Consider the following 22,701-nt stretch of genomic DNA (forward strand, 5'->3'; position numbering starts at 1 on the left):
ATCGCAGTCACACTGGCAATCTGCCCATAAAAAAGGACGCCACAGCGTCCTTTTTTCATACTACTCATACACATCAGGTTACAACAACACCAGATTATCCCGGTGTATGAGTTCCGGTTCCTCCACAAAGCCCAGTATGTTCAGGATTTCCGCAGAAGGTTTGCGGCGGATCCGGCGGGCGTCGGCACTGGCATAATTTGATAGTCCACGGGCAATCGCCCTGCCTGCCTCATCCACGCAGGTAATCACTTCGCCACGACCAAATTCACCCGTTACATCCAGCACACCAATTGGCAATAAAGATTTGCCATCCTGAGTCAGTTTTAATACGGCACCGGCATCCAGCACTACCTTGCCTGCCGTCTGCAAATGGTCTGCCATCCATTGTTTGCGGGCTGCCAGCGGCGCCATGTCAGAAATCAGCTGTGTGCCAATCGCCTCCCCCTGCGCCAGACGCAGCAACACATTGTCTTCCCGCCCCCAGGCAATCACAGTGTGCGCGCCGGAGCTGGCAGCGCGCTTGGCCGCCAGAATCTTGGTCAGCATCCCGCCACTGCCCAGACTGGAGCCTGCGCCACCGGCCATCGCTTCGAGCGCGGCATCTCCGGCTCTGGCTTCGTGAACGAATTGCGCCTCCGGATTTTTACGCGGATCAGCGGTGTACAAGCCTTTCTGATCCGTCAGAATAATCAGCGCATCGGCCTCAATCAGATTCGCCACCAGAGCGCCCAGCGTATCGTTATCGCCGAATTTGATTTCATCGGTGACTACCGTGTCATTTTCATTAATGATCGGCACCACGCCAAAACCCAGCAATGTAAACAAGGTAGAACGCGCATTCAGATAGCGCTCACGGTCAGCCAGATCGGCGTGTGTCAGCAAAATCTGCGCGGTTCCGGTCTGATACGCTCGAAAACTGGTTTCGTAAATCTGCGCCAATCCCATTTGTCCGACGGCAGCACATGCCTGCAGTTCGTGGATGCCGGTCGGACGCTTATCAAATCCCAGCCGTTGCCGCCCTTCAGCAATCGCCCCGGAACTAACCAGCACCACCTCTTTTCCCATGGCACGCAGCGCGGCAATTTGCGCTGCCCATTTTTCGATGGCGATACGATCCAGTCCCTTCCCATCATTCGTCACTAAAGAAGAGCCGACTTTGATGATCAGACGTCGCGCATGTTGAATCACAGAGTGCATAAAAAACCAGACAGAAATAAATTCAGAATTTCTGAATTATACTTTATATCGAAAAATGCTTGTTATCCTGAATTAAATTCAGAGCAAATAAAATTTTATTGATCATTGTCCTGAAAATTTGCATTCAGAAACTATCCACATTGATCGCCTGAACGGCCCATTTCCAGTATAAAAAAAGCCTGACACCAGAGTGTCAGGCTTTTCATCGATATCAGGGAATTATTCTTCAATGATTTTAAAACGGGGATCATCCGGATCAATCGACAGGATACCCTGCGCCTCTTCTTTCATCTGGGTTTCCTGAGAGCGTTGCTCCTGCGTTCTCTTTTGCTCCAGATAAGCGTAAATCTCGGTAATCAGATCATCGCAGCCTTCACGGTTCAGAGCTGAAATTTCAAATACCGGACCTTTCCAGCCGAAGCGCTTGACGAAGTCTTTGACTTTCTTTTTACGCTCATCTTCATTCAATACGTCAAGCTTGTTCAGCACCAGCCAGCGCGGCTTTTCATACAAGCTTTCATCGTATTTGCGCAATTCCTTGATCAAAGCCTTGGCTTCTTTGACCGGATCGACATTTTCATCAAATGGCGCCAGATCAACAATGTGCAGCAACAAACCGGTGCGCTGCAAATGTTTAAGAAACTGAATCCCCAGACCGGCACCATCCGCAGCGCCCTCAATCAACCCGGGAATGTCTGCAATCACGAAGCTTTTTTCATGACTGACACGCACCATCCCCAGATTCGGGTGCAAGGTGGTGAATGGATAATCGGCAATTTTCGGGCGTGCGTTCGAGACGGCGGTAATGAAGGTCGATTTACCTGCATTCGGCATCCCCAGCAAACCAACGTCCGCCAGAACTTTCAGTTCCAGACGCAATTCGCGGCGCTCACCTTCCTTGCCTTCGGTGCGCTGACGCGGGGCGCGGTTGGTCGAGGTCTTGAAGTGGATGTTGCCCCAGCCGCCTTCGCCACCTTTGACCAGTTCGACTTGCTGCCCATGTTCGGTCAGGTCAGCAATCACTTCGTCGGTATTGCGATCGGTAATCAAGGTTCCGACCGGCATGCGCAGGAAGATATCGTCGGCACCTTTGCCGTAACAATCAGCGCCACGCCCGTTTTCGCCATCCTTGGCTTTATGCAGCTTGGAAAAACGGTAGTCAACCAGTGTATTAATATTGCGATCAGCCACTGCCCAGATACTGCCGCCACGGCCGCCATCGCCACCGTCCGGACCACCGAACGGACGGAATTTTTCGCGGCAAAAAGAGGCGACACCGTTACCGCCATCGCCAGCGATGACTTCAATTCTGGCTTCGTCAATAAATTTCATTTTTAAGCACCTAAAAAAGCTTGTATAAATCTTTGTTACCCAAATGGAACAATTGATTTATACAGGATCTCTCACAGACAATTTTTCTGAACCAGCAAGGTTACGTACCATTATCCTGGCAAGGTGCTGCGGATGCAGACAATCACATGCGGGACAAGGAGCTGTCATTCTGACAGGGGAGTTTTGCGTCAATCCTAAACTAAAAAGGCTCTACCAATGGCAGAGCCTTTTTATTGTACTGGCTTGCGCCCTGGTCTGAATTACTTCAAAACAAACTCATCAAACCTTAAGCTGCAACAACAATTGCGTACTGGTGCTTGTTGGCACCTTTGATTGCAAATTGTACTTTGCCGTCAACCAGAGCAAATAAAGTGTGATCTTTGCCCATACCAACGTTTTCACCAGCGTGTACACGTGTACCGCGTTGACGAACGATGATACCGCCAGCATTGATTGCCTGGCCGCCGTAAACTTTAACGCCTAAGCGTTTCGACTCTGAGTCACGGCCGTTGCGCGTGGTGCCGCCGCCTTTTTTGTGTGCCATTTAATAGCTCCTTGATACAGGTAATAAACAGATAACCGTGGGGATTAGCCGTTGATAGATACGATTTGCAGTTCAGTGTAGTTTTGGCGGTGGCCCTGACGCTTCTGGTAATGCTTACGACGACGCATTTTGAAAATACGTACTTTGTCGTGACGACCGTGATCTACTACCTTAGCCAGCACCGTAGCACCTGCGACCAATGGAGCACCAAATTTAATGGTCTCACCTGCGCCCAATGCGAGCACTTGATCAATGGTGATTTCGGAGCCAATGTCTGCAGGTATCTGTTCTACTTTAAGTTTTTCACCAGCAACAACTTTATATTGTTTGCCGCCGGTTTTTATGACCGCGTACATGGGAAACCTCATCAAATAAATAAAAAGAATTTTCTCCGCCCTGCCCATTACTGCCCGGGAATTCGGGAAAACCCCAAATTATACATAGGCCACAACCCCAAGTCAAAGACAATTTGCACACTTTTTCAGCAGCCACTGTGCTGCCGCTGCCCGACAATTCATTGAATTTTCATGCCGCACGTCAAAATCCGGCGTTTCTTACTATTGGTAACAGCGCAAATTCGATGGCGGCGTCGTATAATCTCGCGGTCTTGGATTATTTAGCAGGATTCCCCTTGTCTGCCACTGCAAACCACAACCCCATTACGGAAGTAATTGCCACGGATATGTCGGCAGTCAATCAGGTTATCCGTCAGCAATTGCATTCCGACGTCACTCTGGTCAACCAGATTGCCGAATACATCATCAGTGCCGGCGGTAAGCGCATCCGTCCGATTCTCGTATTGCTGATTGCCAATGCTTACGGATATCAGGGAAAACATCATCACGAACTGGCGGCGATCGTAGAGTTTATTCACACCGCAACGCTGTTGCACGATGACGTGGTCGACGAATCATCCCTGCGACGCGGACGCCAGACCGCCAACGCCTTATTCGGTAATGCGGCCTCAGTACTGGTTGGCGACTTTCTGTATTCCCGCGCTTTCCAGATGATGGTGTCGATCAACAGTATGCGCGTCATGCAAATCATGGCGGATGCCACCAATGTGATTGCTGAAGGAGAGGTTCTGCAATTGCTGAATATGCACGATCCGGATGTCACCGAAGAGCGTTACCTGCAGGTTATCCGCTCCAAGACAGCCAAGCTGTTTGAAGCTGCTGCCGAGGTCGGGGCGCTGATTGCCGGCGCGAATGACAAGCAGATCAGCGCTGCAGGAGAATATGGGCGCAGCATCGGCACCGCATTTCAGCTAATCGACGATGTGCTGGACTATTCCGGAAACGCAGAAGATATCGGTAAAAATGTCGGCGATGATCTGCGTGAAGGCAAGCCAACCCTACCCCTGATTTATCTGATGAAAAACGGCACCGATGCAGAAAAAGAACTGGTGCGTTCATGTATTGAGCAGGGTGACGAATCGCAGTTTGACCTGATTCTGAGCGCCATCACCAGCTCCGGCGCACTTGATTACACCCGACAGGAAGCCATCCAAGCGGCGGAACGTGCCGCTGCCGCAGTCGCCACCTTGCCTGCATCGCCTTACAAAGAAGCACTCCTCACGCTGAGTCAGTTTGCGGTACACCGCAATCACTAATTAATAGCAACCCCACTCAAAATGCATATTTGCGATTGCCTTGATACAGGCAATCGCAATTCGGTCTCCCTATCTGTCCCCAGCTTCCAGCAGCATTGATAACGTCGTCTCCCTTCGCACAAAGGCAACAGATCACACATCACGCTTGCCCCCAGTTGTAAAAATAAGTAGCTTAGCTTTACAAAACAAAGTATCGGCTGCATTATCCCGAAGCAACTGATTGATTTGGCAAACTTTACCTACTGATCATTATGTCCGCCGTCCCCCCAAATTCTGCATCACAGGTTTCGACACCCGGCCTGGCGAGGGCCTTGTTGCAAGGTAATCTGCTGACTCCGGTGCAAGTTGACACCATTGTCAAAAAAACGCAGCAGGATAAGACGCCGTTTATTGATGAGCTGCTGCAAAGCAAACACATGAACGCGCGGGATCTGGCCAGTTTTTGTTCGGACACTTTCGGCTATCCCTTACTGGATTTAACTGTCATTAATGAAAATCTGCTACCGGACAAGCTGGTGGACCAGAAACTCATGCAGACACAGCGCCTGTTACCGATTGCAAAAAAGGGAAACAAGCTGGCACTGGCGGTATCCGATCCCACCAACAATTCAGCATTTGACCAGGTCAAGTTCCAGACCAGCCTGAGCATCGAACTGATCATGGTGCAGCATGACGTGCTGCTGAAATTACTGGAGAAAATCAGTAAAACCTCAGAACAAAATCTGAATGAATTGTCCGGGGACGATTTTGATCTGGATTTCAAGGACGATGATGCAACCCTCGCAGCGAATGCCGCTGCCGATGCGCAGGCCAATGAAGTCGATGATGCGCCGATAGTCCGTTTCCTGCAAAAAATGCTGGTCGACGCCATCAATATTGGCGCATCCGATCTGCATTTTGAACCTTTCGAAAAATTTTACCGTATTCGTTTCAGGGTTGACGGCGAGCTGCGGGAAATTGCCCAGCCACCACTGGCAATCAAAGATAAGCTGTCATCCCGGATCAAGGTTATTTCCAAACTTGATATCTCTGAAAAGCGCGTACCGCAAGACGGCAGGATGAAACTGGTCCTGAGCCCCACCAAATCGATTGATTTCCGTGTCAGCACTTTGCCGACGCTGTTTGGCGAAAAAATCGTGATGCGTATTCTGGACGGTTCTCAGGCACAGATGGGGATTGATGCGCTGGGTTATGACCCGGATCAGAAAGAAACCCTGATGAACGCGATCCAACGCCCTTACGGCATGGTACTTGTGACAGGGCCGACCGGTTCGGGAAAAACAGTTTCCCTGTATACCTGCCTGAATGTGATCAACAAACCCGGCATCAATATTTCGACTGCAGAAGATCCAGCTGAGATTAACTTACCCGGCGTCAATCAGGTTAACGTCAACGATAAAGCCGGCCTGACGTTTGCCGCTGCGCTCAAATCTTTCCTGCGTCAGGATCCGGACGTGATCATGGTCGGTGAGATCCGCGATCTGGAAACGGCGGATATCGCGATCAAAGCGGCGCAAACCGGTCATATGGTGTTTTCCACGCTGCATACGAACGATGCGCCGTCCACGCTGACACGCCTGATGAACATGGGTGTGGCGCCGTTCAACATTGCCTCCTCGGTCATCCTGATCACCGCGCAGCGGCTGGCGCGCAGGCTCTGCACCTGCAAACGCCCGGCGGACATTCTGGATGAGGTGTTGCTGCAGGCTGGTTTCAAAGAGGAAGACCTCGACGGCAGCTGGAAACCCTACGAACCAGTTGGCTGCGAGCGTTGCAGCGGTAATGGCTATAAAGGTCGTGTCGGTATTTATCAGCTGATGCCGATTTCGGAAGAAATTGAGAGAATTATTCTCAACAGCGGCAGTGCAATGGAAATTGAAGCCCAGGCCCAGCGCGAAGGCATCCGTAACCTCCGCCAGTCCGGCCTGTTAAAAGTGAAGCAAGGACTGACCAGTCTTGAAGAAGTTCTGGGATGCACTAACGAATAAGCGGAGAGCAGTTAAATGGCCACTAATGCAGTCAAGCCAGCAAAACAAACCAAAGAAATTCTCTACGCCTGGGAAGGCAAGGATAAATTCGGAAAAACCGTCCAAGGAGAATTGCGCGCCGGCGGCGAAGCGATTGTCAATGCCACGTTGCGCCGTCAGGGAATTCTGGTCACCAAGCTGAAAAAGAAAAGCTACAGTACCGGCAAAAAAATTACGGATGCCGATATCACACTGTTTACCCGTCAGTTGGCGACCATGATGAAGGCAGGTGTGCCGCTGCTGCAATCTTTCGATATTGTGGCAAAGGGCAATGCCAATCCATCCGTCTCCAAACTGCTGCAGGATATCCGTGCCGACGTTGAAACCGGGACCAGTCTGAATCAGGCATTTCGTAAGTATCCGCTGTATTTTGACCCTCTGTTCTGCAATCTGGTCGGAGCAGGCGAGCAGGCCGGTATTCTGGAAGATCTGTTGACGCGACTGGCGCTGTACAAAGAAAAAACCATGTCGATCAAAAAGAAGATCAAGTCCGCACTGACTTATCCGATCGCCATTTTATCGGTTGCCTTTATTGTGACTGCGGTCATCATGATCTGGGTGGTACCAGCCTTCAAGCAGGTGTTTACCAGCTTTGGCGCCGATCTCCCTGCACCAACCCTGTTCGTCATGGCCGTTTCCGATTTCTTTGTCAGTTACTGGTACATCATTTTTGGTGGTCTGTTTGGCAGTATTTACTTCTTCTTCCAGGCATGGCGCCGCTCGCTGCAAATGCAAAGAACCATGGATAGACTGCTGTTGCAAGCGCCGATCTTTGGCGCAGTCATCCGCAAGGCGACCATTGCACGCTGGACCAGAACGCTGGCCACGATGTTTGCTGCCGGTGTGCCGCTGGTAGAATCTCTGGATTCCGTGGGTGGTGCGGCAGGTAATGCGGTTTACCTTGATGCCACGATCAAGATCCAGACCGAAGTCAGTACCGGTACCAGCCTGACAGTGGCGATGCAGAATGCGAACGTCTTTCCGACCATGGTGACGCAGATGGTAGCGATCGGCGAAGAATCCGGTGCGCTCGACAATATGCTCGGTAAAGTCGCTGACTTTTATGAAGAGGAAGTGGATGAAGCCGTTGCGTCTTTATCCAGTCTGATGGAACCGCTGATCATGGTCATTCTGGGCGTACTGATTGGCGGCCTGGTGGTATCCATGTACTTACCGATTTTCAAGTTAGGCTCTGTGGTCTGATGCTGTCTGAATACATTTTCTTTACCTTGCCCGGAAACTCTGTCAGCACAGCGATCTGGGCTATTTTCGGATTATTGGTGGGCAGTTTTCTGAATGTTGTCATTTATCGCTTGCCGAAAATGATGCAGCGGGAATCAGACAATTACGTCGCCAGTGAATCAGGGCAGCCGCTGCCGCACACAGATCGCTTCAGCCTTATGCTGCCGCGCTCGGCCTGCCCGCATTGCGGCCACCAGATCACGGCACTGGAGAATATACCGGTGATCAGTTACCTGCTGATCGGTGGCCGGTGCACCAGCTGCAAATCCCCGATTTCAGTCCGCTATCCACTGGTTGAGCTGTTCACCGCTCTCTTATCAGGAGCAATGATCTGGCATTTTGGCAGCGGCCTGGCCGGACTGTCGGCCATGGTACTGGGCTTTTTTCTGATCGCCATGACCATGATCGATGCTGATACGCAACTATTGCCGGACGACCTGACCTTGCCCCTGATATGGTTAGGTTTGCTGGTCAATCTGAATGGGACATTCACCTCGCTGTCTTCTGCCGTGATTGGTGCAGTCGCCGGCTATCTGTCACTCTGGAGCATCTACTGGATTTTCAAGCTCGCAACAGGCAAGGAAGGCATGGGCTACGGAGATTTTAAATTGCTGGCCGCACTCGGCGCCTGGATGGGATGGGCCATGCTGCCGGTAATTCTGCTGCTGTCTTCCGTTGTCGGTGCAGTGGTCGGGATCATCATGATCCTGTTGTCCCGCATGGGCAGAAACACACCCCTGCCTTTCGGTCCCTATCTGGCAGGTGCCGGTCTGATCGCCTTATTCTTTGGCAAGAAGCTGGTCGCCATGTATCTGGGTGGAGTTTGATGTCACGACGTTTCAGTATCGGCCTGACTGGCGGTATCGGAAGCGGCAAGACCACCATCGCCAACATGTTTGCCGGGTATGGCGCGGCGATTGTGGATACCGATCTGATCGCACATGAATTGACCTGCCCGCAAGGACTGGCGATGCCAGCGATTTTGAGCAGATTTGGCGCGCAGTTCATCAATCCCGATGGCGCCATGAACCGGCAACGGATGCGCGAACATGTTTTTTCCAATCCGGATGCCAGACATCAGCTTGAACAGATTCTGCATCCGCTGATCCGGCAGCAAACCGAACAGGCAGCACAAACGACGCCTGGTCTCTACCTGATTTTCGTTGTACCGTTACTGACCGAGTCCGGCAACTGGCGGCAGAGGGTCGACCGGATACTGGTGATCGACTGCGATGAACAGACCCAGATACAAAGAGTCATTCAGCGCAATCATCTCTCGCAGCAGCAGGTCATCGCTATCATGCACGCGCAGGCGACCCGGCAACAAAGGGCTGAAGTTGCCGATGACATAATCTTCAATGACGGCGATTTGCACCTGATCCGGCAGCACGTTTTTGAACTGCACCGGAAATATTTGCAACTGGCAGGCATCCCGCCGGATCAGAACTGAAACCGCAGCCATGTCCGATTAGTTTATGTGACAAAAAAATTGCACGCGGCATTTGTATTTTCCCGCAGTATGGTTCAGAATCACGTGATACTTGTGTTGGCACAAATCTAAAACAGGGACACTATTTTGATTGTTTACGAATACCCTTTCAATGAGCGTATTCGCACGCTGTTGCGGTTGGAAGACCTGTACGAAAAATTCATTTTTTTCCTGCATCAGTCTGATCCTTTACAGCATCATGTGGCGCTTTCCACTATTTTCGAAATGCTGGAAGTAGCAGGACGTGCTGACCTCAAATCAGACCTGTTGCAGGAACTTGAGCGACAAAAGCAGACATTGATCAGTTTCCGCTCCAACCCGAATGTGCAGACAGAAATGCTGGACAAAGTACTGGAAGACGTGGATCGTGCCAGCAGCGCTCTGATTGCCTGTACCGGCAAGACAGGACAGAATGTACGGGACAATGAATGGCTGATGAGCATTCGCGGCAGAACGATTATTCCCGGTGGTGCCTGCGAGTTTGATCTGCCCAGCTATCATGCCTGGCAAAAAAATCCTGCTGAAAAACGGTTTGCCGATATTTCGGCCTGGTTTGCACCGATTGCCCCTTTATTCGATGCCATCAATGTCGTACTGCGTCTGCTGCGTGAATCCGGAACCACTGCCAAAGTCGTTGCCCAGGCCGGCAGTTATCAGCAGATGTTGCAGGGGAAAATCTACCAGTTGCTGCGAGTCAGCGTCGTCCAGGAACTCGGAGCGATTCCTGAAATTTCTGCCAACAAATATATGCTCTGGATACGTTTCATGTCACAAGGGGGCGACATGAAGCCCAAAGCGGTCGAAAACGATATCCCGTTTGATCTGACGCTCTGTAATTTTTAAAGAATCCATGGTTACCAAGGTAAATTGCCCGACCTGCCACGAGCAGGTTGAATGGGTTGAAGCCAGTCGCTGGCGCCCATTTTGCTCGGAGCGCTGCAAACAGATTGATCTCGGCGCATGGGCCGAAGAAAAATACAGCATCCCGGCAGTGAATTTACCGGAAGACCCAGATACTGACGGCTCACTGAATCCGGGCGCATGAACCAGCGTCTTGCGACTATCCTAGCGTTTTTTCGGAATCCCGTATTTTCTGAGTTTACCGGCAATCATGGAGTGCGAAGTTTTCAGCCTGGCGGCCAGCTTCCGGCTGGAAGGGTATTGCGGATAGAGCCGCTCCAGCAGGGATTGCTCAAACAGATCAACTGAGGCATCCCAGTCTTCGGCCACATCCAGATTCACCTCATCGGCGCTGATGCTGCCTTCAGCCCAATCCAGGTCCGCCGCATCCAGCACCCGCTGATCCGACATGGTGATCGCCCGGAACACCACGTTCTGCAATTGCCGTACATTGCCCGGCCAACGGTTCGACACCAGCGCGGCGCAGGCGGAGGCATTCAGGCGACATACGGCTTTCTGTGACTGGGTGCAGGCGCGTTCGATGAAATGCGCTGCCAGCGGCAAAATATCATCCGGACGGTCACGTAACGCCGGCATTTCCAGGTGCAGAACATTCAGCCGGTAGAACAGGTCTTCCCGAAACAAGCCTTCCTGCACCATTTTTCGCAAGTTGCGATGGGTTGCACTGATGATGCGGACATTGACACTGACTTCCTTGTCGCCGCCGATACGCCGGAATTTACCATCGTTCAGAAAACGCAGCAGTTTTGCCTGCAGATACAGAGACATTTCGCCAATTTCATCCAGAAACACCGTACCACCGTCAGCCATCTCAAACAAACCCGGCTTGCCGCCGCGCTGTGCACCAGTGAATGCGCCGGACATATAACCAAATAATTCACTTTCTGCCAGGCTCTCCGGCAGTGCGGCGCAATTCAGCTCAAGAAACGGTGCATTGCTACGGTTGCTGGCGCCGTGACAGGCTTTTGCCAGCAACTCTTTTCCGGTGCCGGTTTCACCAGTGATCAGTAAAGGCGCATCCACGACTGCGACCCGTGCCGCTTTTTTCTTGAGTGAGCGTATCTGTTCAGATTCGCCGATGATCAGATCAAAACCACTGCCAGCCGTGTTTTGGAGTGCATGAATCCGGCCGCCGATACGTGCCGGCGCATGGAATGTCAGCACGGCACCGAGCGACTTCGCCAGCAAAGCCGGCTCTGGCAGCAGCGGCTCAGAAACCGGTGTGACATCCATAAAAAAAGGTTCGCCATTCAGAATCACTTCCCGGCTGGGAATGCGGAAACTGTTACGGAGCAACTCATTCTGGATTTCGGCATCATCGAGTATCTGTGACAGACTCAGGCTGCACAAGGCGGCCTCCGTCATTCCTGCCACAGCGGCGGCCGCAGCATTGGCAATCACGACACAGCCATTGCCATCAATCGCCAGTACCGGGTCCTCCATCACCGCCATGATGGTGTCCAGATGCAGACGACGACGCATACCGGGTAAGACATCGATCACCTCAATGTCGCCTACGCCGCGCACTTGCTGACAGTCCTGCCGCAATTCCGGCAGCATGTATTCGAGCAGGTCCGGGCTATCAATATAAATCTGCGGCGGATCCACTTCGACCGCTACCACGTTCAGGCCGCGCTTTGCGAGCACCGCCAGAATTTCATGCGCAATACCAACCCGGTCCCTGAACTGTATATTGATGCGCATTGACGAAAGAAGAAATATTAGTAAGGTTCAGGAATATACACACGTGGCCGTGCATGCTGGCTGCGAAAGCTGGCAGCCGTTGCCAGTCCGCGCAAACGGCTCAGATCAAACTGCTCCAGCTGCTGCACCACCGCGCGGTTCACGGTCATTTTAACTTGCATCATGAGCAGATCCACGCTTTGCTGGCTGCTGCTGCGGGAGGGAGATATCGGTTCATCAACCGCTTCTGCACTATCTGCGGCCTGTGCAGCGGCTTTCAGTGCGACACGCTCTTCGGCTTCCACGAAACAGCGATACACATCCGCCAGCGTGATGACGCCGTTACAGTCACGGCAATGCCAGGCATCTTTTTCTTTGGCGTCACGACCGACCAGACCATCCTTGCTCAGGGTCGACAGGATAGAACGGATCATGCGTGGCGTCTGGCCGGTAGCCTGCTGCAGGCCGGCGACCGTTGTTGCGCGTGGCATGACCACCATGATCTGCGCCAGTAATTCAATCGCCGTATAAAAACGGGTATTCAGATTGCTGTCGGCAAACACCTGGGTGGAGGACAGTAATTGTTCAAACTGGCTCATGCCAACCCCCTCGAAATAATAATAGGACGATTCACACTGCCATAGCGATCCATATACAACCCCTCGGTCGAAATCGCCGGACGCTTACCTGAAACGATATCGGCAATGAACTGCCCGGAACCGCAGGCCATGGTCCAGCCCAGCGTACCATGTCCGGTATTGAGGAACAGATTGCGATACGGTGTCGGCCCGATAACCGGGGTGCCATCCGGCGTCATCGGACGCAGGCCGGTCCAGAATTCAGCTTTGGCAACGTCGCCGCCACCCGGAAATAAGTCGGTGACTGAAAATTCCAGCGTATCGCGGCGGTCACGCCGCAAATCGAGGTTATAGCCGGTGATTTCAGCGGTGCCACCGACCCGGATACGATCACCCAGGCGGGTGATGGCGACCTTGTAGGTTTCATCCATCACGGTCGATTCCGGCGCGCAACTGGCATCAGCGATCGGCACAGTGATCGAATAACCTTTGATCGGGTATACCGGAATCCGGATACCCAATTCACGCAGCTTGATGGGAGAGTAGCTGCCCAGCGCAAGCACATAGCTGTCTGCCTTGAATTCACCGGCAGAGGTGATGACGGAAGTAATCTGGTCTCCCTCTTTCACCAGGCGCTCAATGCTGACGCCATAGCGGAACTGAGCCCCCAGCCCTTCTGCCAGCTTCGCCAGATTTTGGGTGAATTTAAAGCAGTCGCCGGTCTCGTCGCCCGGCAGACGCAATGCGCCGACGAATTTTTCCTGCACATTCGCCAGTGCCGGCTCTACCTGCAGACAACCCGTCTTATCCAGTTTTTCGTATGGCACATCGTAACGTTTCAGAATGGCGATGTCGGCTTCTGCGGCATCGAGCTGCGCCTGATTGCGGAACAGTTGCAGAGTGCCCTGCATCCGTTCGTCGTAATGGATGCCGGTATCCGCACGCAATTGCTGCAAGACATCGCGGCTGTATTCCGCCATGCGCAGCATCCGGCCTTTGTTCACTTCATAGCGTGCGGCAGTGCAGTTCATCAGCATCTGCATGACCCAGCGCCAAGTGTTCAGGTCAAAAGTAGGGTTGATTGCCAGCGGGCTGTGTTTCATCATCAGCCATTTAATGGCCTTTAACGGCACGCCGGGACCCGCCCAGGGCGCTGAGTAACCGGGGGAGACCTCACCGGCATTTGCATAGCTGGTCTCCAGCGCCGGTGCGGGCTGGCGCTCGATCACAGTGACTTCATGACCGGCTTTTGCCAGAAAATATGCAGAGGCGGTACCAATGACGCCTGCTCCGAGAATGACGACTTTCATACTGAGACTCCTTGACTGCCCATCAATGCGGGGGTGAATTCTTCTTGATTTGTGTTGCCTGCTGCCTGTCCGGCCCGGAAACCTGCGGCATCGGTATCATTCATGTAATGACGCTGATAACGTGCACCGAGACTGGTCAGAATTTCATAGCCAATCGTGCCTGCCTTTTCAGCAATCTGATCGACCGTATTCGTTGCTGAAATAAGGTCAACCAGCGCACCGGGGTACAGATCGGCCTCAGCCACTCCGGTCACATCCAGTGTGATCGTGTCCATGGAAACCTTACCCACCATCGGTGCCGCCTGCCCCGCGATATGCGCGATGCCGCAATTACTGAGACTGCGCAGCCAGCCATCAGCATAGCCCACAGCCACAGTCGCAATACGACTGACCCGCGTGCTGCGCCAGGTCGCACCATAGCCGACGCTGGTATTGGGCGGGATTTCGCGGGTCTGGATAATGCGTCCCTGCAGATACGCTACCGCCTTCATCGGATTGGCCTGACCGGCAACCGGCGCCACGCCGTATAAGGCGGCGCCGGGGCGCGCCAGATCGAAATGAAAATCCGGCCCCAGGAAAATACCGGAAGAATTTGCCAGACTACCCTTGGCGTCTGGGAATAACTGACGCAACAGACGGAACTGATCGAGCTGCCGGCGGTTCATCGGATTGGCCTGATCTTCCGCGCAGGCCAGATGACTCATCACATGCGAGACGGCAATTCCATCCAGCAGGCTGGGGACTTGTTTCAGCTGTGCCAATTCAGCCGCAGACAATCCCATGCGCGCCATACCGGTATCGACCTGGACGATCGCTGGCAATGCCCGCTGCTCCTGCTGCGCCAGCCGTTGCCAGGCCCGTATCTGTGACAGGCTGTTCAATACCGGTGTGCACTGGTACGCCAGGAAATCGGCTTCGCAACCGACTGGGGAGCCGTGCATCACGATGATCTGGGCGGCCTGCTGCAAATGCGAACGTAAGGCAATGCCCTCTTCCAGATGCGCAACAAAAAAATGCCGGCACCCTTCTGCATACAGCGCCAGAGCGATCCTCTCCGCTCCCAGTCCATAAGCATCCGCCTTGACCGCAGCACCGCAGACTGCGGTACCCAGCCGACCCCGGAGCAAACGGTAGTTATCGCGCACTGCCTGCAAGTCGATATGCAGTACAGCGCCAGCTCTTGCTTCTATGTGTTGCATCGTATTTGCACTCCATTACTTCAGAGAAATGAGATATTCACTCTTAGCAATGCCTGTGCCATCTGTCGTTATCACAATAATTCAAGGACTTAACCAGGGTGTCGGCATGACACCCTGGTACTGAATGTATACTTTTCAATACACCTGATACCGTAAAACGGATGACCATATTTCATCACCAGTCGTAAATGTACTCAAATAATGACGGCGTACAATAAAAAATACACCGTATTGATTTTAATACGCAACAAAATAAAAAAAGTGCAGAAAATAATCTCAGCACGAAAAGTAACAGAGAATTGGCGAAATGACAGAGAAAGTTGCGCCAAAAAGACAGCGCGACGCGCCGGATTGACAAGATGAAAAGCGGTAAAAAACGGCATGGTTATGCCGTTTTTGATTCACAGGTCTGAGTCTGGTATGGTCAGATTGACTTCAGTCTGTAATAAACCCAGCCATTCCAGCAAGGGAATGGTTGCTGGCAATAAGGGACTGACGCCGACGCTGCCCTGCCAGGCAAACGCCTGCCCCTCCATGCTTTGCGGCTCACCTTCCCATTCACGGCTGATGTAAAAATGCAGCCGGACATGCACATGCGGGTACACATGTTCCACGCCGCACCAGGGTTCGGCACTGAGGATATGAATTCCCAGCTCCTCGACAAATTCCCGCTTCAGTGCATCCAGAATCGGCTCACCCTGCTCCACTTTTCCACCAGGAAATTCCCAATAGCCGGCGTAAGGCTTACCTGACGGTCTTTCTCCAAGCAGCACATCGCCATTGGGTTTCATCAGAATACCGACGGCAACATCAATCGGGCCTTGCTGCGCAACTGCCGCCTCACTCATGCATTGCCCCATTCAGTCTGCCTGCGTAATCCCGTGCAAACTGCCATGCCACCCGCCCGGAACGGGAGCCGCGCTGCAACGCCCAGCGCAACGCTTCGGGGCGCGCCCCGGCAATTTGCTCTGCCGTGCAGGAAAAGGTCTGCAGCCAGTGCGCCACGATACCGAGGTAATCATCCTGCCGGAATGGATAAAACGAGACCCACAGTCCAAAACGTTCAGAAAGGGAAATTTTTTCCTCCACGGTTTCTCCGGGGTGCAAATCACCATCGTCTCCGTGCGTATAGCCGCTGTTGTCGGACATTTTTTCCGGCAGCAGATGGCGGCGGTTTGAGGTCGCATAGATCAGTACATTATCTGACTGCGCGGCGATACTGCCATCCAGCGCGACTTTCAATGCCTTGTAGCCTGCTTCACCTTCTTCAAACGATAAATCGTCGCAAAAAATGATAAAGCGTTCAGGGCGTTCAGCCACCAGATCGACGATATCCGGCAGGTCTGCCAGGTCGGCTTTATCCACTTCGATCAGACGCAACCCCTGGGTGGCAAATTGTTGCAGGCAGGCTTTGATCAGCGAAGATTTACCGGTGCCGCGGGCACCTGTCAGCAGCACATTGTTTGCTGGTCGCCCCTGCACAAACTGCTGTGTGTTCTGGGCGATCTGGGCTTTCTGGTCGGTGATATGGTGCAGGTCATCCAGCGTGATCACGGAAGGATGGCGCACAGCCTGCAGATAGCCGCTGCCGCCTCGCTTACGCCAGCGAAAGGCATATCCCGCCAGCCAGTCCGGTGCGGGATGCGCCACCGGCAGCAGGGTTTCGAGGCGGGTCAGCACCTGCTCGGCACGGGTCAGGAAATGCTCAAGCTGATTCATGACAACGCTCAGGAACGGTAATCGGCATTGATCGAAACGTAATCATGCGACAGGTCACAAGTCCAGACGGTGGCCGCAGCATGGCCGCGCGCCAGCCTGACCCGGATCGTGATCTCGCTTTGCTGCATAACACGCTGACCGTCCTGCTCCTGATAATCGGGATTGCGCCCACCGTTTTTTGCCACCCAGACATCATCCAGATACAGGTTCAGCTTGCTGACATCCAGATCGCCGATACCGGCATAACCAATTGCGGCCAGAATACGTCCCAGATTCGGATCGGAAGCAAAAAAAGCTGTTTTGACCAGCGGGGAATGCGCGATCGAATAAGCAATCTTGCGACACTCGTCAACAGATTGTCCTTCTTCCACTGCAATCGTGATGAACTTGGTTGCACCTTCACCATCGCGGATGATCATATGCGCCAGTTTCTGTGCCAGTGCGGTCACGGCAGTGGCCAGCAGCCGGTATTCGGGAGAGTCGATCTCAGTAATTTCCACCTCGCCGGCACCGGTGGCGATCAGCATGAAAGAATCGTTGGTGGACGTGTCGCCATCAATTGTAATGCAGTTAAACGACTGGTCTGCAGCCTGCTTCACCAGATGATCGAGTACCGGCTGCGCGACTTTGGCATCCAGCGCCAGATAGCCCAGCATGGTTGCCATATTCGGCTTAATCATACCTGCGCCTTTGCTGATGCCGGTCATCCGTACCGTCTTGCCTTGAATCTGTACGGTAGCAGAAGCCGCTTTCGGTTGCGTGTCGGTGGTCATGATGGCTTCAGCGGCATGGAACCAGTTATCTTCTTTCAGATTCGCAATAGCCTGCGGCAATCCGGCCACCAGCCGGTCTACCGGCAGTTGTTCGAGAATCACCCCGGTAGAAAACGGCAATATCTGTGCGGCTTCACATTGCAACAACTCTGCCAGCGCAGCACAGGTGGCATTCGCGGCAGCCAGCCCGGTGTCACCGGTGCCGGCATTGGCATTACCCGTATTCACCACCAGCGCGCGGATCGTACCAGTCGCCATACGCAACCCCTCCAGATGGGCCTTGGCGACCTGCACCGGCGCAGCACAGAAACGGTTCGTAGTGAACACACCTGCCACAGTGGCCGTTGGCGCCAGCTCCATGACCAGCAGGTCTTTGCGGTTGGCTTTGCGGATTCCTGCTTCGGCATAACCCAGACGGATACCGGCAACCGGTTTCAGATCAGCAGCGACAGGGAGGGGAGAATTAACGGCCATGGTAGTTTTCCTAGCGATGAAATCAAGCCGACATTGTAGGGCATTTTATTACGCTGCAATGCAAAAAAAACTGCGCCTGCCGGTTGTCTGTCGCCCCCTTCGGCGGAGGAAAAAACAGGTCAGCGGCAGAGTATTGCAGGAGCGCAGCAGCGCGTCATCAAAGGCCGATGATCATCTGCGCAATGATGTTTTTCTGGATTTCGTTGGAGCCGCCGTAAATCGACAGTTTGCGCATATTCAGGTAATTACTGCCCAGCGCACGGAGTTCACCGGAAGTGGCGGCATAGCCGGTAAAAGCGTCGTCCATTGCCTCGCGCTGGAACGCCTGCGCCTGCGGTCCGGCAGCAAGCATCATCAGCTCGGTGATGTTCTGCTGAATTTCCGTACCCTTGATTTTCAGAATCGAGGCTTCCGGTCCCGGTGCACGCTGCTGAGCCTCGGCTGACAGAACGCGCAGATTGGTGATTTCCAGCGCCATCAGGTCAATCTCGACCTGGGCAATCCGCTGTGCAAATTGCGCATCTTCCAGCATTGACACACCGTTGCGGTACTGCTCTTCGGCGAGCCGCTTGAGCCGCGCCAGTTCGCGTTTTGCAATACCGATGCCGGCAATATTGGTGCGCTCATGCCCCAGCAGAAACTTGGCGTAAGTCCAGCCCTGATTTTCCTCGCCGACCAGATTCTGCGCCGGCACCCGGACCTGATCAAACCAGACTTCATTGACCTCGTGCGCGCCATCTGCGGTAATGATCGGCCGTACCGTTACGCCCGGCGTACGCATATCAATGAGCAGAAAAGAAATTCCGCGCTGCGGCTTGACCTCTTTGTCGGTACGCACCAGGCAAAAAATCCAGTCGGCGTATTGTGCCAGCGTGGTCCAGGTTTTCTGACCATTCACCAGATAATAGTCGCCATCGGCATCCCGCTGCCGCACCGCGCTGGTCTTGACGGCAGCCAGATCGGAACCCGCCCCCGGCTCGGAATAGCCCTGACACCACCATTCTTCGCCGGCCAGAATCTTCGGCAAAAACCGTTGTTGTTGCGCTGGCGATCCGAATTCCATCAGCACCGGCGCCACCATCTTGATACCGAACGGCGGCAGCCGCGGCGCACCGGCGCCTGCACAGGCTTCGTCAAACAGATATTTTTGCACCGCATTCCAGCCGGTGCCGCCAAACGCCTGCGGCCAGGTACTGCCGCCCCAGCCACGGGCATGCAGAATACGTTGCCAACGCAGGTAATCGTCACGCTGCAAAGGCCAGCCCTGCCGCACCTTGTCACGGATATCTGCCGGCAATGCCTGCGCCAGAAAAGCCTGCACTTCCTGACGAAACGCCAGATCAGCCGCACTCAGATTTAAATCCATAGACACTCCACACAGAATAGTCGGAACAAAGGGAACAGAGACTTTCAAGACGAGTATGCCGGAAATCGACAGGCAAGGCAGCCAGCCCGGCAACGTAAATGCTTCCAGCGCCACAGAATCCATCGCGCAGAAATATACTCCCCCCATGTTTTATCAAAACCAGCCTGGCATCCAGATGTAAATTGGATGTTTATATATACTCCCCATGAGTATATTTTTAATTTTTCCAGACATTAAAAATATTCATGCAGGTGTAACAACATAGCCACGACATTCATAGGCAATAAAAAAAGGGATGAGTTTCCTCATCCCTTTACCTGCTTTCACATGCTTGCAAATGCTCACGTGCCTTCGTTTGCCTTGATCCGGCCACAGCACATGATTTCTCTGCGTTTCAGTCCGCGGCGTGAATCTGCCACCGGTCAATTCAAGTGCCTGCTCAGGCCAGCTTGCCGTGACACTGCTTGTATTTCTTGCCGCTGCCGCATGGGCAAGGGTCATTACGCCCCACCTTTAAGCCGTAGACCATTTCCGGCTGACCGTCATCTGCCAGGGCGGCGGGGGCCAGCATGTCCTCAGGGGAAGCATTAGCGTCAAAGTCCGCGTGCTGGTAATGCACGTTTTCCACCTGCGACTGCGCCATCTGCTCTTCCGCCGCCTCGATTTCCTCGCGTGACTGGATCCGCACTGTGACGACGGTCCGGATGACTTCGCCTTTAATCAGATCCAGCATTTGCGCGAACAGTTCAAAGGCTTCGCGTTTGTATTCCTGTTTCGGATTTTTCTGCGCATAACCGCGCAGGTGGATACCCTGGCGCAGATGATCCAGCGCTGCCAGATGTTCACGCCAGTGAGTGTCGATGCTCTGCAACATCACGCTGCGCTCAAAGCCCGCAAATGATTCTTTACCGACCAGCGCCACTTTGGCGTCGTATGCCGCATCGGCGGCTTGCTGCACGCGTGCCAGAATGTCTTCGTCCACCAGATTCGGCTCATCCGCGAGCACCTTCTTCAGCGGTACATCCAGCGCCCACTCCGACGCCAGCACGGCTTCAAGCCCGGCGATGTCCCATTGTTCCTCAACCGATTCGGCAGGCACATAGGTTCTGACCACATCGCTAAACATGCCATGCCGCAGCGATGTCATCAGCTCGGTAATGTCTTGAGCTTCGAGCAATTCATTACGCTGCTGGTAAATCACTTTACGCTGATCGTTCGCCACGTCATCGTATTCCAGCAACTGTTTGCGGATATCGAAGTTACGCGCCTCGACTTTGCGCTGGGCAGATTCAATCGAACGGGAAACAATGCCGGCTTCGATCGGTTCACCTTCCGGCATTTTCAGACGTTCCATGATGGCGCGTACGCGGTCGCCGGCAAAAATGCGCAGCAACTGATCATCCAGCGACAGATAGAAGCGGCTGGAACCCGGATCGCCCTGACGACCGGAACGGCCACGCAGCTGATTATCTACGCGACGGGATTCATGACGTTCGGTACCGATGATATGCAGGCCGCCTGCATTCACCACTTTTTCATGCAGCGACTGCCATTCATCGCGCAGCTGTTGCGATTGCGCCTGCTTTTCGGTATCCGATAAGGCAGCGTTCGCCTCAATCATCTGCACCTGTTTGGCGACATTACCGCCAAGGACGATATCGGTACCGCGTCCCGCCATGTTGGTGGCAATCGTGATCGCCTGCGGACGTCCTGCCTGCGCGACGATTTCCGCCTCGCGCGCATGTTGCTTTGCATTAAGCACGTTATGCGGCAGTTTGGCCTTCGCCAGAATGCCGGACAACAGCTCGGAATTTTCAATCGAGGTAGTACCGACCAGCACCGGCTGACCGCGTTCGTAGCAATCCTGAATGTCTTTCAGCATCGCGCCGTATTTTTCCTCAGCCGATTTGTAGACCTGATCCTGACGGTCTTTACGCTGGGACGGACGGTTCGGCGGAATCACCACGGTTTCCAGACCGTAGATTTCCTGGAATTCATATGCTTCCGTATCTGCGGTACCGGTCATGCCGGACAGCTTGGCGTACATACGGAAGTAATTCTGGAAAGTGATCGAAGCCAGCGTCTGGTTTTCGTTCTGAATGCGCACACCTTCCTTGGCTTCAACTGCCTGATGCAAGCCGTCCGACCAGCGACGGCCGGTCATCATCCGACCGGTAAATTCATCCACAATCACGATTTCATCGTTCAGCACTACATAGTGCTGGTCTTTGAAATACAACGCATGGGCGCGCAGCGCCGCATACAGATGGTGAATCAACGTGATGTGCGCAGGGTCGTACAGCGATGCACCTTCCGGCAGCAGCCCCATCTGGGTCAGGATTTTTTCGGCTTTGTCGTGCCCTGCTTCGGTCAGCAGAACCTGATGCGCTTTTTCATCTTTGGTGTAATCACCGGGCACCTCGATGACGCCCTTGCCATCCGGTGTTTCCTCGCCGATCTGCAAAGTCAGCAGCTTCGGCACTTCGTTCATTTTGTAATACAGCTCGGTGTGATTTTCTGCCTGTCCGGAAATAATCAGCGGTGTGCGGGCTTCATCGATCAGGATCGAATCGACCTCGTCCACCACCGCGAAATTCAGGCTGCGCTGCACGCGCTCCCTGGCCTCAAACACCATGTTGTCACGCAGGTAGTCAAAACCGAATTCGTTATTGGTTCCGTAGGTGATGTCGGAGGCATACGCTTCCTGCTTGGCATCATGGTCGAGCTGCGACAGGTTGATGCCGGTACTGAGACCCAGCCAGCCGTACAGTTGCCCCATCCATTCCGCATCGCGTTGCGCCAGATAGTCATTCACCGTCACCACATGCACGCCTTTGCCGGACAGCGCATTGAGATAAATCGGCAGGGTACCCATCAGGGTTTTACCTTCACCGGTACCCATTTCCGCGATTTTTCCGTAATGCAGCACCATCCCGCCGATCATCTGGACGTCGAAGTGGCGCATTTTCAAGACGCGCTTACTGGCTTCGCGGCAGACTGCAAATGCTTCGACCAGCAGATCGTCAAGCGTTTCGCCTTTCGCCACACGAGCCTTGAATTCAGCAGTCTTGGCTTGTAATGCCTCGTCTGACAACGCCTCAAACTGAGGTTCCAGTGCGTTGATCTGACGCACCGTTTTTTGGTATTGCTTCAAAAGCCGCTGATTACGGCTGCCGAATATCTTGGTCAGGAATGACATGCTATGAACGAAAAGTTAAATTCTGGAAAAAGATTG

The 22,701-nt window shown here is 53.4% G+C and carries 20 protein-coding genes; 7 read left to right on the forward strand and 13 right to left on the reverse strand.

The features are described 5' to 3' along the window. Positions 1-78: 78 nt before the first annotated feature. The 4 genes from proB to rplU form a co-directional block, all read right to left on the reverse strand. Entirely contained in the window at positions 79-1,197 is a 1,119-nt protein-coding gene (proB, locus tag HV832_RS07005) for a glutamate 5-kinase (RefSeq protein ID WP_176802832.1), read from the reverse strand. Positions 1,198-1,416: 219 nt separating this feature from the next. Continuing rightward, positions 1,417-2,529, reverse strand: coding sequence for a GTPase ObgE (gene obgE, locus HV832_RS07010; RefSeq protein ID WP_176802833.1), 1,113 nt, complete (start codon positions 2,527-2,529; stop codon positions 1,417-1,419). A 286-nt stretch (positions 2,530-2,815) separates the two neighbouring features. Continuing rightward, positions 2,816-3,073 carry a 50S ribosomal protein L27 gene (gene rpmA, locus HV832_RS07015; protein ID WP_176802834.1) on the reverse strand — a complete coding sequence of 86 codons (258 nt, stop codon included), beginning with the start codon at positions 3,071-3,073 and terminating at the stop codon, positions 2,816-2,818. Positions 3,074-3,117: 44 nt separating this feature from the next. After that, positions 3,118-3,429 (reverse strand): 50S ribosomal protein L21, encoded by a 312-nt coding sequence (gene rplU, locus HV832_RS07020; RefSeq protein ID WP_162020347.1) that lies wholly within the window; start codon positions 3,427-3,429, stop codon positions 3,118-3,120. A 275-nt stretch (positions 3,430-3,704) separates the two neighbouring features. Between rplU and ispB the strand changes: the two genes are divergently transcribed. From ispB to HV832_RS07055, 7 genes are all read left to right on the forward strand, one after another. After that, the gene (gene ispB / locus HV832_RS07025) at positions 3,705-4,685 is read left to right on the forward strand and encodes an octaprenyl diphosphate synthase (protein ID WP_223827217.1); all 981 of its coding nucleotides are present in this window, start codon (positions 3,705-3,707) and stop codon (positions 4,683-4,685) included. Positions 4,686-4,936: 251 nt separating this feature from the next. After that, on the forward strand, positions 4,937-6,673 hold the full coding sequence (pilB, locus tag HV832_RS07030) for a type IV-A pilus assembly ATPase PilB (RefSeq protein WP_176802836.1): 1,737 nt from the start codon (positions 4,937-4,939) through the stop codon (positions 6,671-6,673). Positions 6,674-6,688: 15 nt separating this feature from the next. Then, a complete protein-coding gene (locus tag HV832_RS07035) occupies positions 6,689-7,915 on the forward strand; it encodes a type II secretion system F family protein (protein WP_176802837.1) in 1,227 nt (408 codons plus the stop codon). Further along, positions 7,915-8,781: a prepilin peptidase gene (locus HV832_RS07040; RefSeq protein WP_176802838.1), complete on the forward strand. Its 867-nt coding sequence runs from the start codon at positions 7,915-7,917 to the stop codon at positions 8,779-8,781. The genes HV832_RS07035 and HV832_RS07040 overlap by 1 nt, the downstream gene beginning before the upstream one ends. Further along, the gene (coaE, locus tag HV832_RS07045; RefSeq protein ID WP_176802839.1) at positions 8,781-9,404 is read left to right on the forward strand and encodes a dephospho-CoA kinase; all 624 of its coding nucleotides are present in this window, start codon (positions 8,781-8,783) and stop codon (positions 9,402-9,404) included. Before HV832_RS07040 ends, coaE begins: the two co-directional genes overlap by 1 nt. Before the next feature lie 126 nt (positions 9,405-9,530). Then, positions 9,531-10,286 carry a cell division protein ZapD gene (gene zapD, locus HV832_RS07050; protein WP_176802840.1) on the forward strand — a complete coding sequence of 252 codons (756 nt, stop codon included), beginning with the start codon at positions 9,531-9,533 and terminating at the stop codon, positions 10,284-10,286. Between the two features lie 7 nt (positions 10,287-10,293). Next, on the forward strand, positions 10,294-10,488 hold the full coding sequence (locus HV832_RS07055) for a DNA gyrase inhibitor YacG (protein WP_176802841.1): 195 nt from the start codon (positions 10,294-10,296) through the stop codon (positions 10,486-10,488). Between the two features lie 20 nt (positions 10,489-10,508). Here HV832_RS07055 and HV832_RS07060 read toward each other — a convergent pair whose 3' ends face one another. The 9 genes from HV832_RS07060 to secA all read right to left on the reverse strand — a co-directional run bounded on the left by HV832_RS07060 (position 10,509) and on the right by secA (position 22,665). Beyond that, positions 10,509-12,068 carry a sigma-54-dependent transcriptional regulator gene (locus tag HV832_RS07060; protein ID WP_176802842.1) on the reverse strand — a complete coding sequence of 520 codons (1,560 nt, stop codon included), beginning with the start codon at positions 12,066-12,068 and terminating at the stop codon, positions 10,509-10,511. A 17-nt stretch (positions 12,069-12,085) separates the two neighbouring features. After that, positions 12,086-12,646 (reverse strand): hypothetical protein, encoded by a 561-nt coding sequence (locus tag HV832_RS07065; RefSeq protein WP_176802843.1) that lies wholly within the window; start codon positions 12,644-12,646, stop codon positions 12,086-12,088. After that, positions 12,643-13,935 carry a D-amino acid dehydrogenase gene (locus tag HV832_RS07070; protein WP_176802844.1) on the reverse strand — a complete coding sequence of 431 codons (1,293 nt, stop codon included), beginning with the start codon at positions 13,933-13,935 and terminating at the stop codon, positions 12,643-12,645. The genes HV832_RS07065 and HV832_RS07070 overlap by 4 nt, the downstream gene beginning before the upstream one ends. Further along, positions 13,932-15,134 (reverse strand): alanine racemase, encoded by a 1,203-nt coding sequence (alr, locus tag HV832_RS07075; RefSeq protein WP_176802845.1) that lies wholly within the window; start codon positions 15,132-15,134, stop codon positions 13,932-13,934. Before alr ends, HV832_RS07070 begins: the two co-directional genes overlap by 4 nt. 401 nt (positions 15,135-15,535) lie before the next feature. Continuing rightward, positions 15,536-15,982: an NUDIX domain-containing protein gene (locus tag HV832_RS07080; protein WP_176802846.1), complete on the reverse strand. Its 447-nt coding sequence runs from the start codon at positions 15,980-15,982 to the stop codon at positions 15,536-15,538. Beyond that, positions 15,975-16,853 carry an ATP-binding protein gene (locus tag HV832_RS07085; RefSeq protein ID WP_176802847.1) on the reverse strand — a complete coding sequence of 293 codons (879 nt, stop codon included), beginning with the start codon at positions 16,851-16,853 and terminating at the stop codon, positions 15,975-15,977. Before HV832_RS07085 ends, HV832_RS07080 begins: the two co-directional genes overlap by 8 nt. Positions 16,854-16,861: 8 nt before the next feature. After that, positions 16,862-18,100 (reverse strand): bifunctional glutamate N-acetyltransferase/amino-acid acetyltransferase ArgJ, encoded by a 1,239-nt coding sequence (gene argJ / locus HV832_RS07090; protein ID WP_176802848.1) that lies wholly within the window; start codon positions 18,098-18,100, stop codon positions 16,862-16,864. A gap of 157 nt (positions 18,101-18,257) precedes the next feature. Further along, positions 18,258-19,466, reverse strand: coding sequence for an acyl-CoA dehydrogenase family protein (locus HV832_RS07095; RefSeq protein ID WP_176802929.1), 1,209 nt, complete (start codon positions 19,464-19,466; stop codon positions 18,258-18,260). 439 nt (positions 19,467-19,905) lie between these two features. Further along, a complete protein-coding gene (gene secA / locus HV832_RS07100) occupies positions 19,906-22,665 on the reverse strand; it encodes a preprotein translocase subunit SecA (RefSeq protein WP_176802849.1) in 2,760 nt (919 codons plus the stop codon). Positions 22,666-22,701: the final 36 nt, after the last annotated feature.

Source organism: Cognatundibacterium oligocarboniphilum (assembly GCF_013377855.1).
Taxonomy (GTDB): domain Bacteria; phylum Pseudomonadota; class Gammaproteobacteria; order Burkholderiales; family Burkholderiaceae_D; genus Undibacterium; species Undibacterium oligocarboniphilum.

Bases quoted from the DNA above. Each gene is read 5' to 3' on its own strand.
- proB (WP_176802832.1), bottom strand. From the start codon at position 1,197: ATGCACTCTGTGATTCAACATGCGCGACGTCTGATCATCAAAGTCGGC.
- secA (WP_176802849.1), bottom strand. From the start codon at position 22,665: ATGTCATTCCTGACCAAGATATTCGGCAGCCGTAATCAGCGGCTTTTG.
- HV832_RS07035 (WP_176802837.1), top strand. From the start codon at position 6,689: ATGGCCACTAATGCAGTCAAGCCAGCAAAACAAACCAAAGAAATTCTC.
- HV832_RS07085 (WP_176802847.1), bottom strand. From the start codon at position 16,853: ATGAATCAGCTTGAGCATTTCCTGACCCGTGCCGAGCAGGTGCTGACC.
- HV832_RS07065 (WP_176802843.1), bottom strand. From the start codon at position 12,646: ATGAGCCAGTTTGAACAATTACTGTCCTCCACCCAGGTGTTTGCCGAC.
- argJ (WP_176802848.1), bottom strand. From the start codon at position 18,100: ATGGCCGTTAATTCTCCCCTCCCTGTCGCTGCTGATCTGAAACCGGTT.
- coaE (WP_176802839.1), top strand. From the start codon at position 8,781: ATGTCACGACGTTTCAGTATCGGCCTGACTGGCGGTATCGGAAGCGGC.
- HV832_RS07080 (WP_176802846.1), bottom strand. From the start codon at position 15,982: ATGAGTGAGGCGGCAGTTGCGCAGCAAGGCCCGATTGATGTTGCCGTC.
- alr (WP_176802845.1), bottom strand. From the start codon at position 15,134: ATGCAACACATAGAAGCAAGAGCTGGCGCTGTACTGCATATCGACTTG.
- HV832_RS07055 (WP_176802841.1), top strand. From the start codon at position 10,294: ATGGTTACCAAGGTAAATTGCCCGACCTGCCACGAGCAGGTTGAATGG.
- HV832_RS07070 (WP_176802844.1), bottom strand. From the start codon at position 13,935: ATGAAAGTCGTCATTCTCGGAGCAGGCGTCATTGGTACCGCCTCTGCA.
- HV832_RS07040 (WP_176802838.1), top strand. From the start codon at position 7,915: ATGCTGTCTGAATACATTTTCTTTACCTTGCCCGGAAACTCTGTCAGC.
- obgE (WP_176802833.1), bottom strand. From the start codon at position 2,529: ATGAAATTTATTGACGAAGCCAGAATTGAAGTCATCGCTGGCGATGGC.
- HV832_RS07060 (WP_176802842.1), bottom strand. From the start codon at position 12,068: ATGCGCATCAATATACAGTTCAGGGACCGGGTTGGTATTGCGCATGAA.
- pilB (WP_176802836.1), top strand. From the start codon at position 4,937: ATGTCCGCCGTCCCCCCAAATTCTGCATCACAGGTTTCGACACCCGGC.
- HV832_RS07095 (WP_176802929.1), bottom strand. From the start codon at position 19,466: ATGGATTTAAATCTGAGTGCGGCTGATCTGGCGTTTCGTCAGGAAGTG.
- rplU (WP_162020347.1), bottom strand. From the start codon at position 3,429: ATGTACGCGGTCATAAAAACCGGCGGCAAACAATATAAAGTTGTTGCT.
- rpmA (WP_176802834.1), bottom strand. From the start codon at position 3,073: ATGGCACACAAAAAAGGCGGCGGCACCACGCGCAACGGCCGTGACTCA.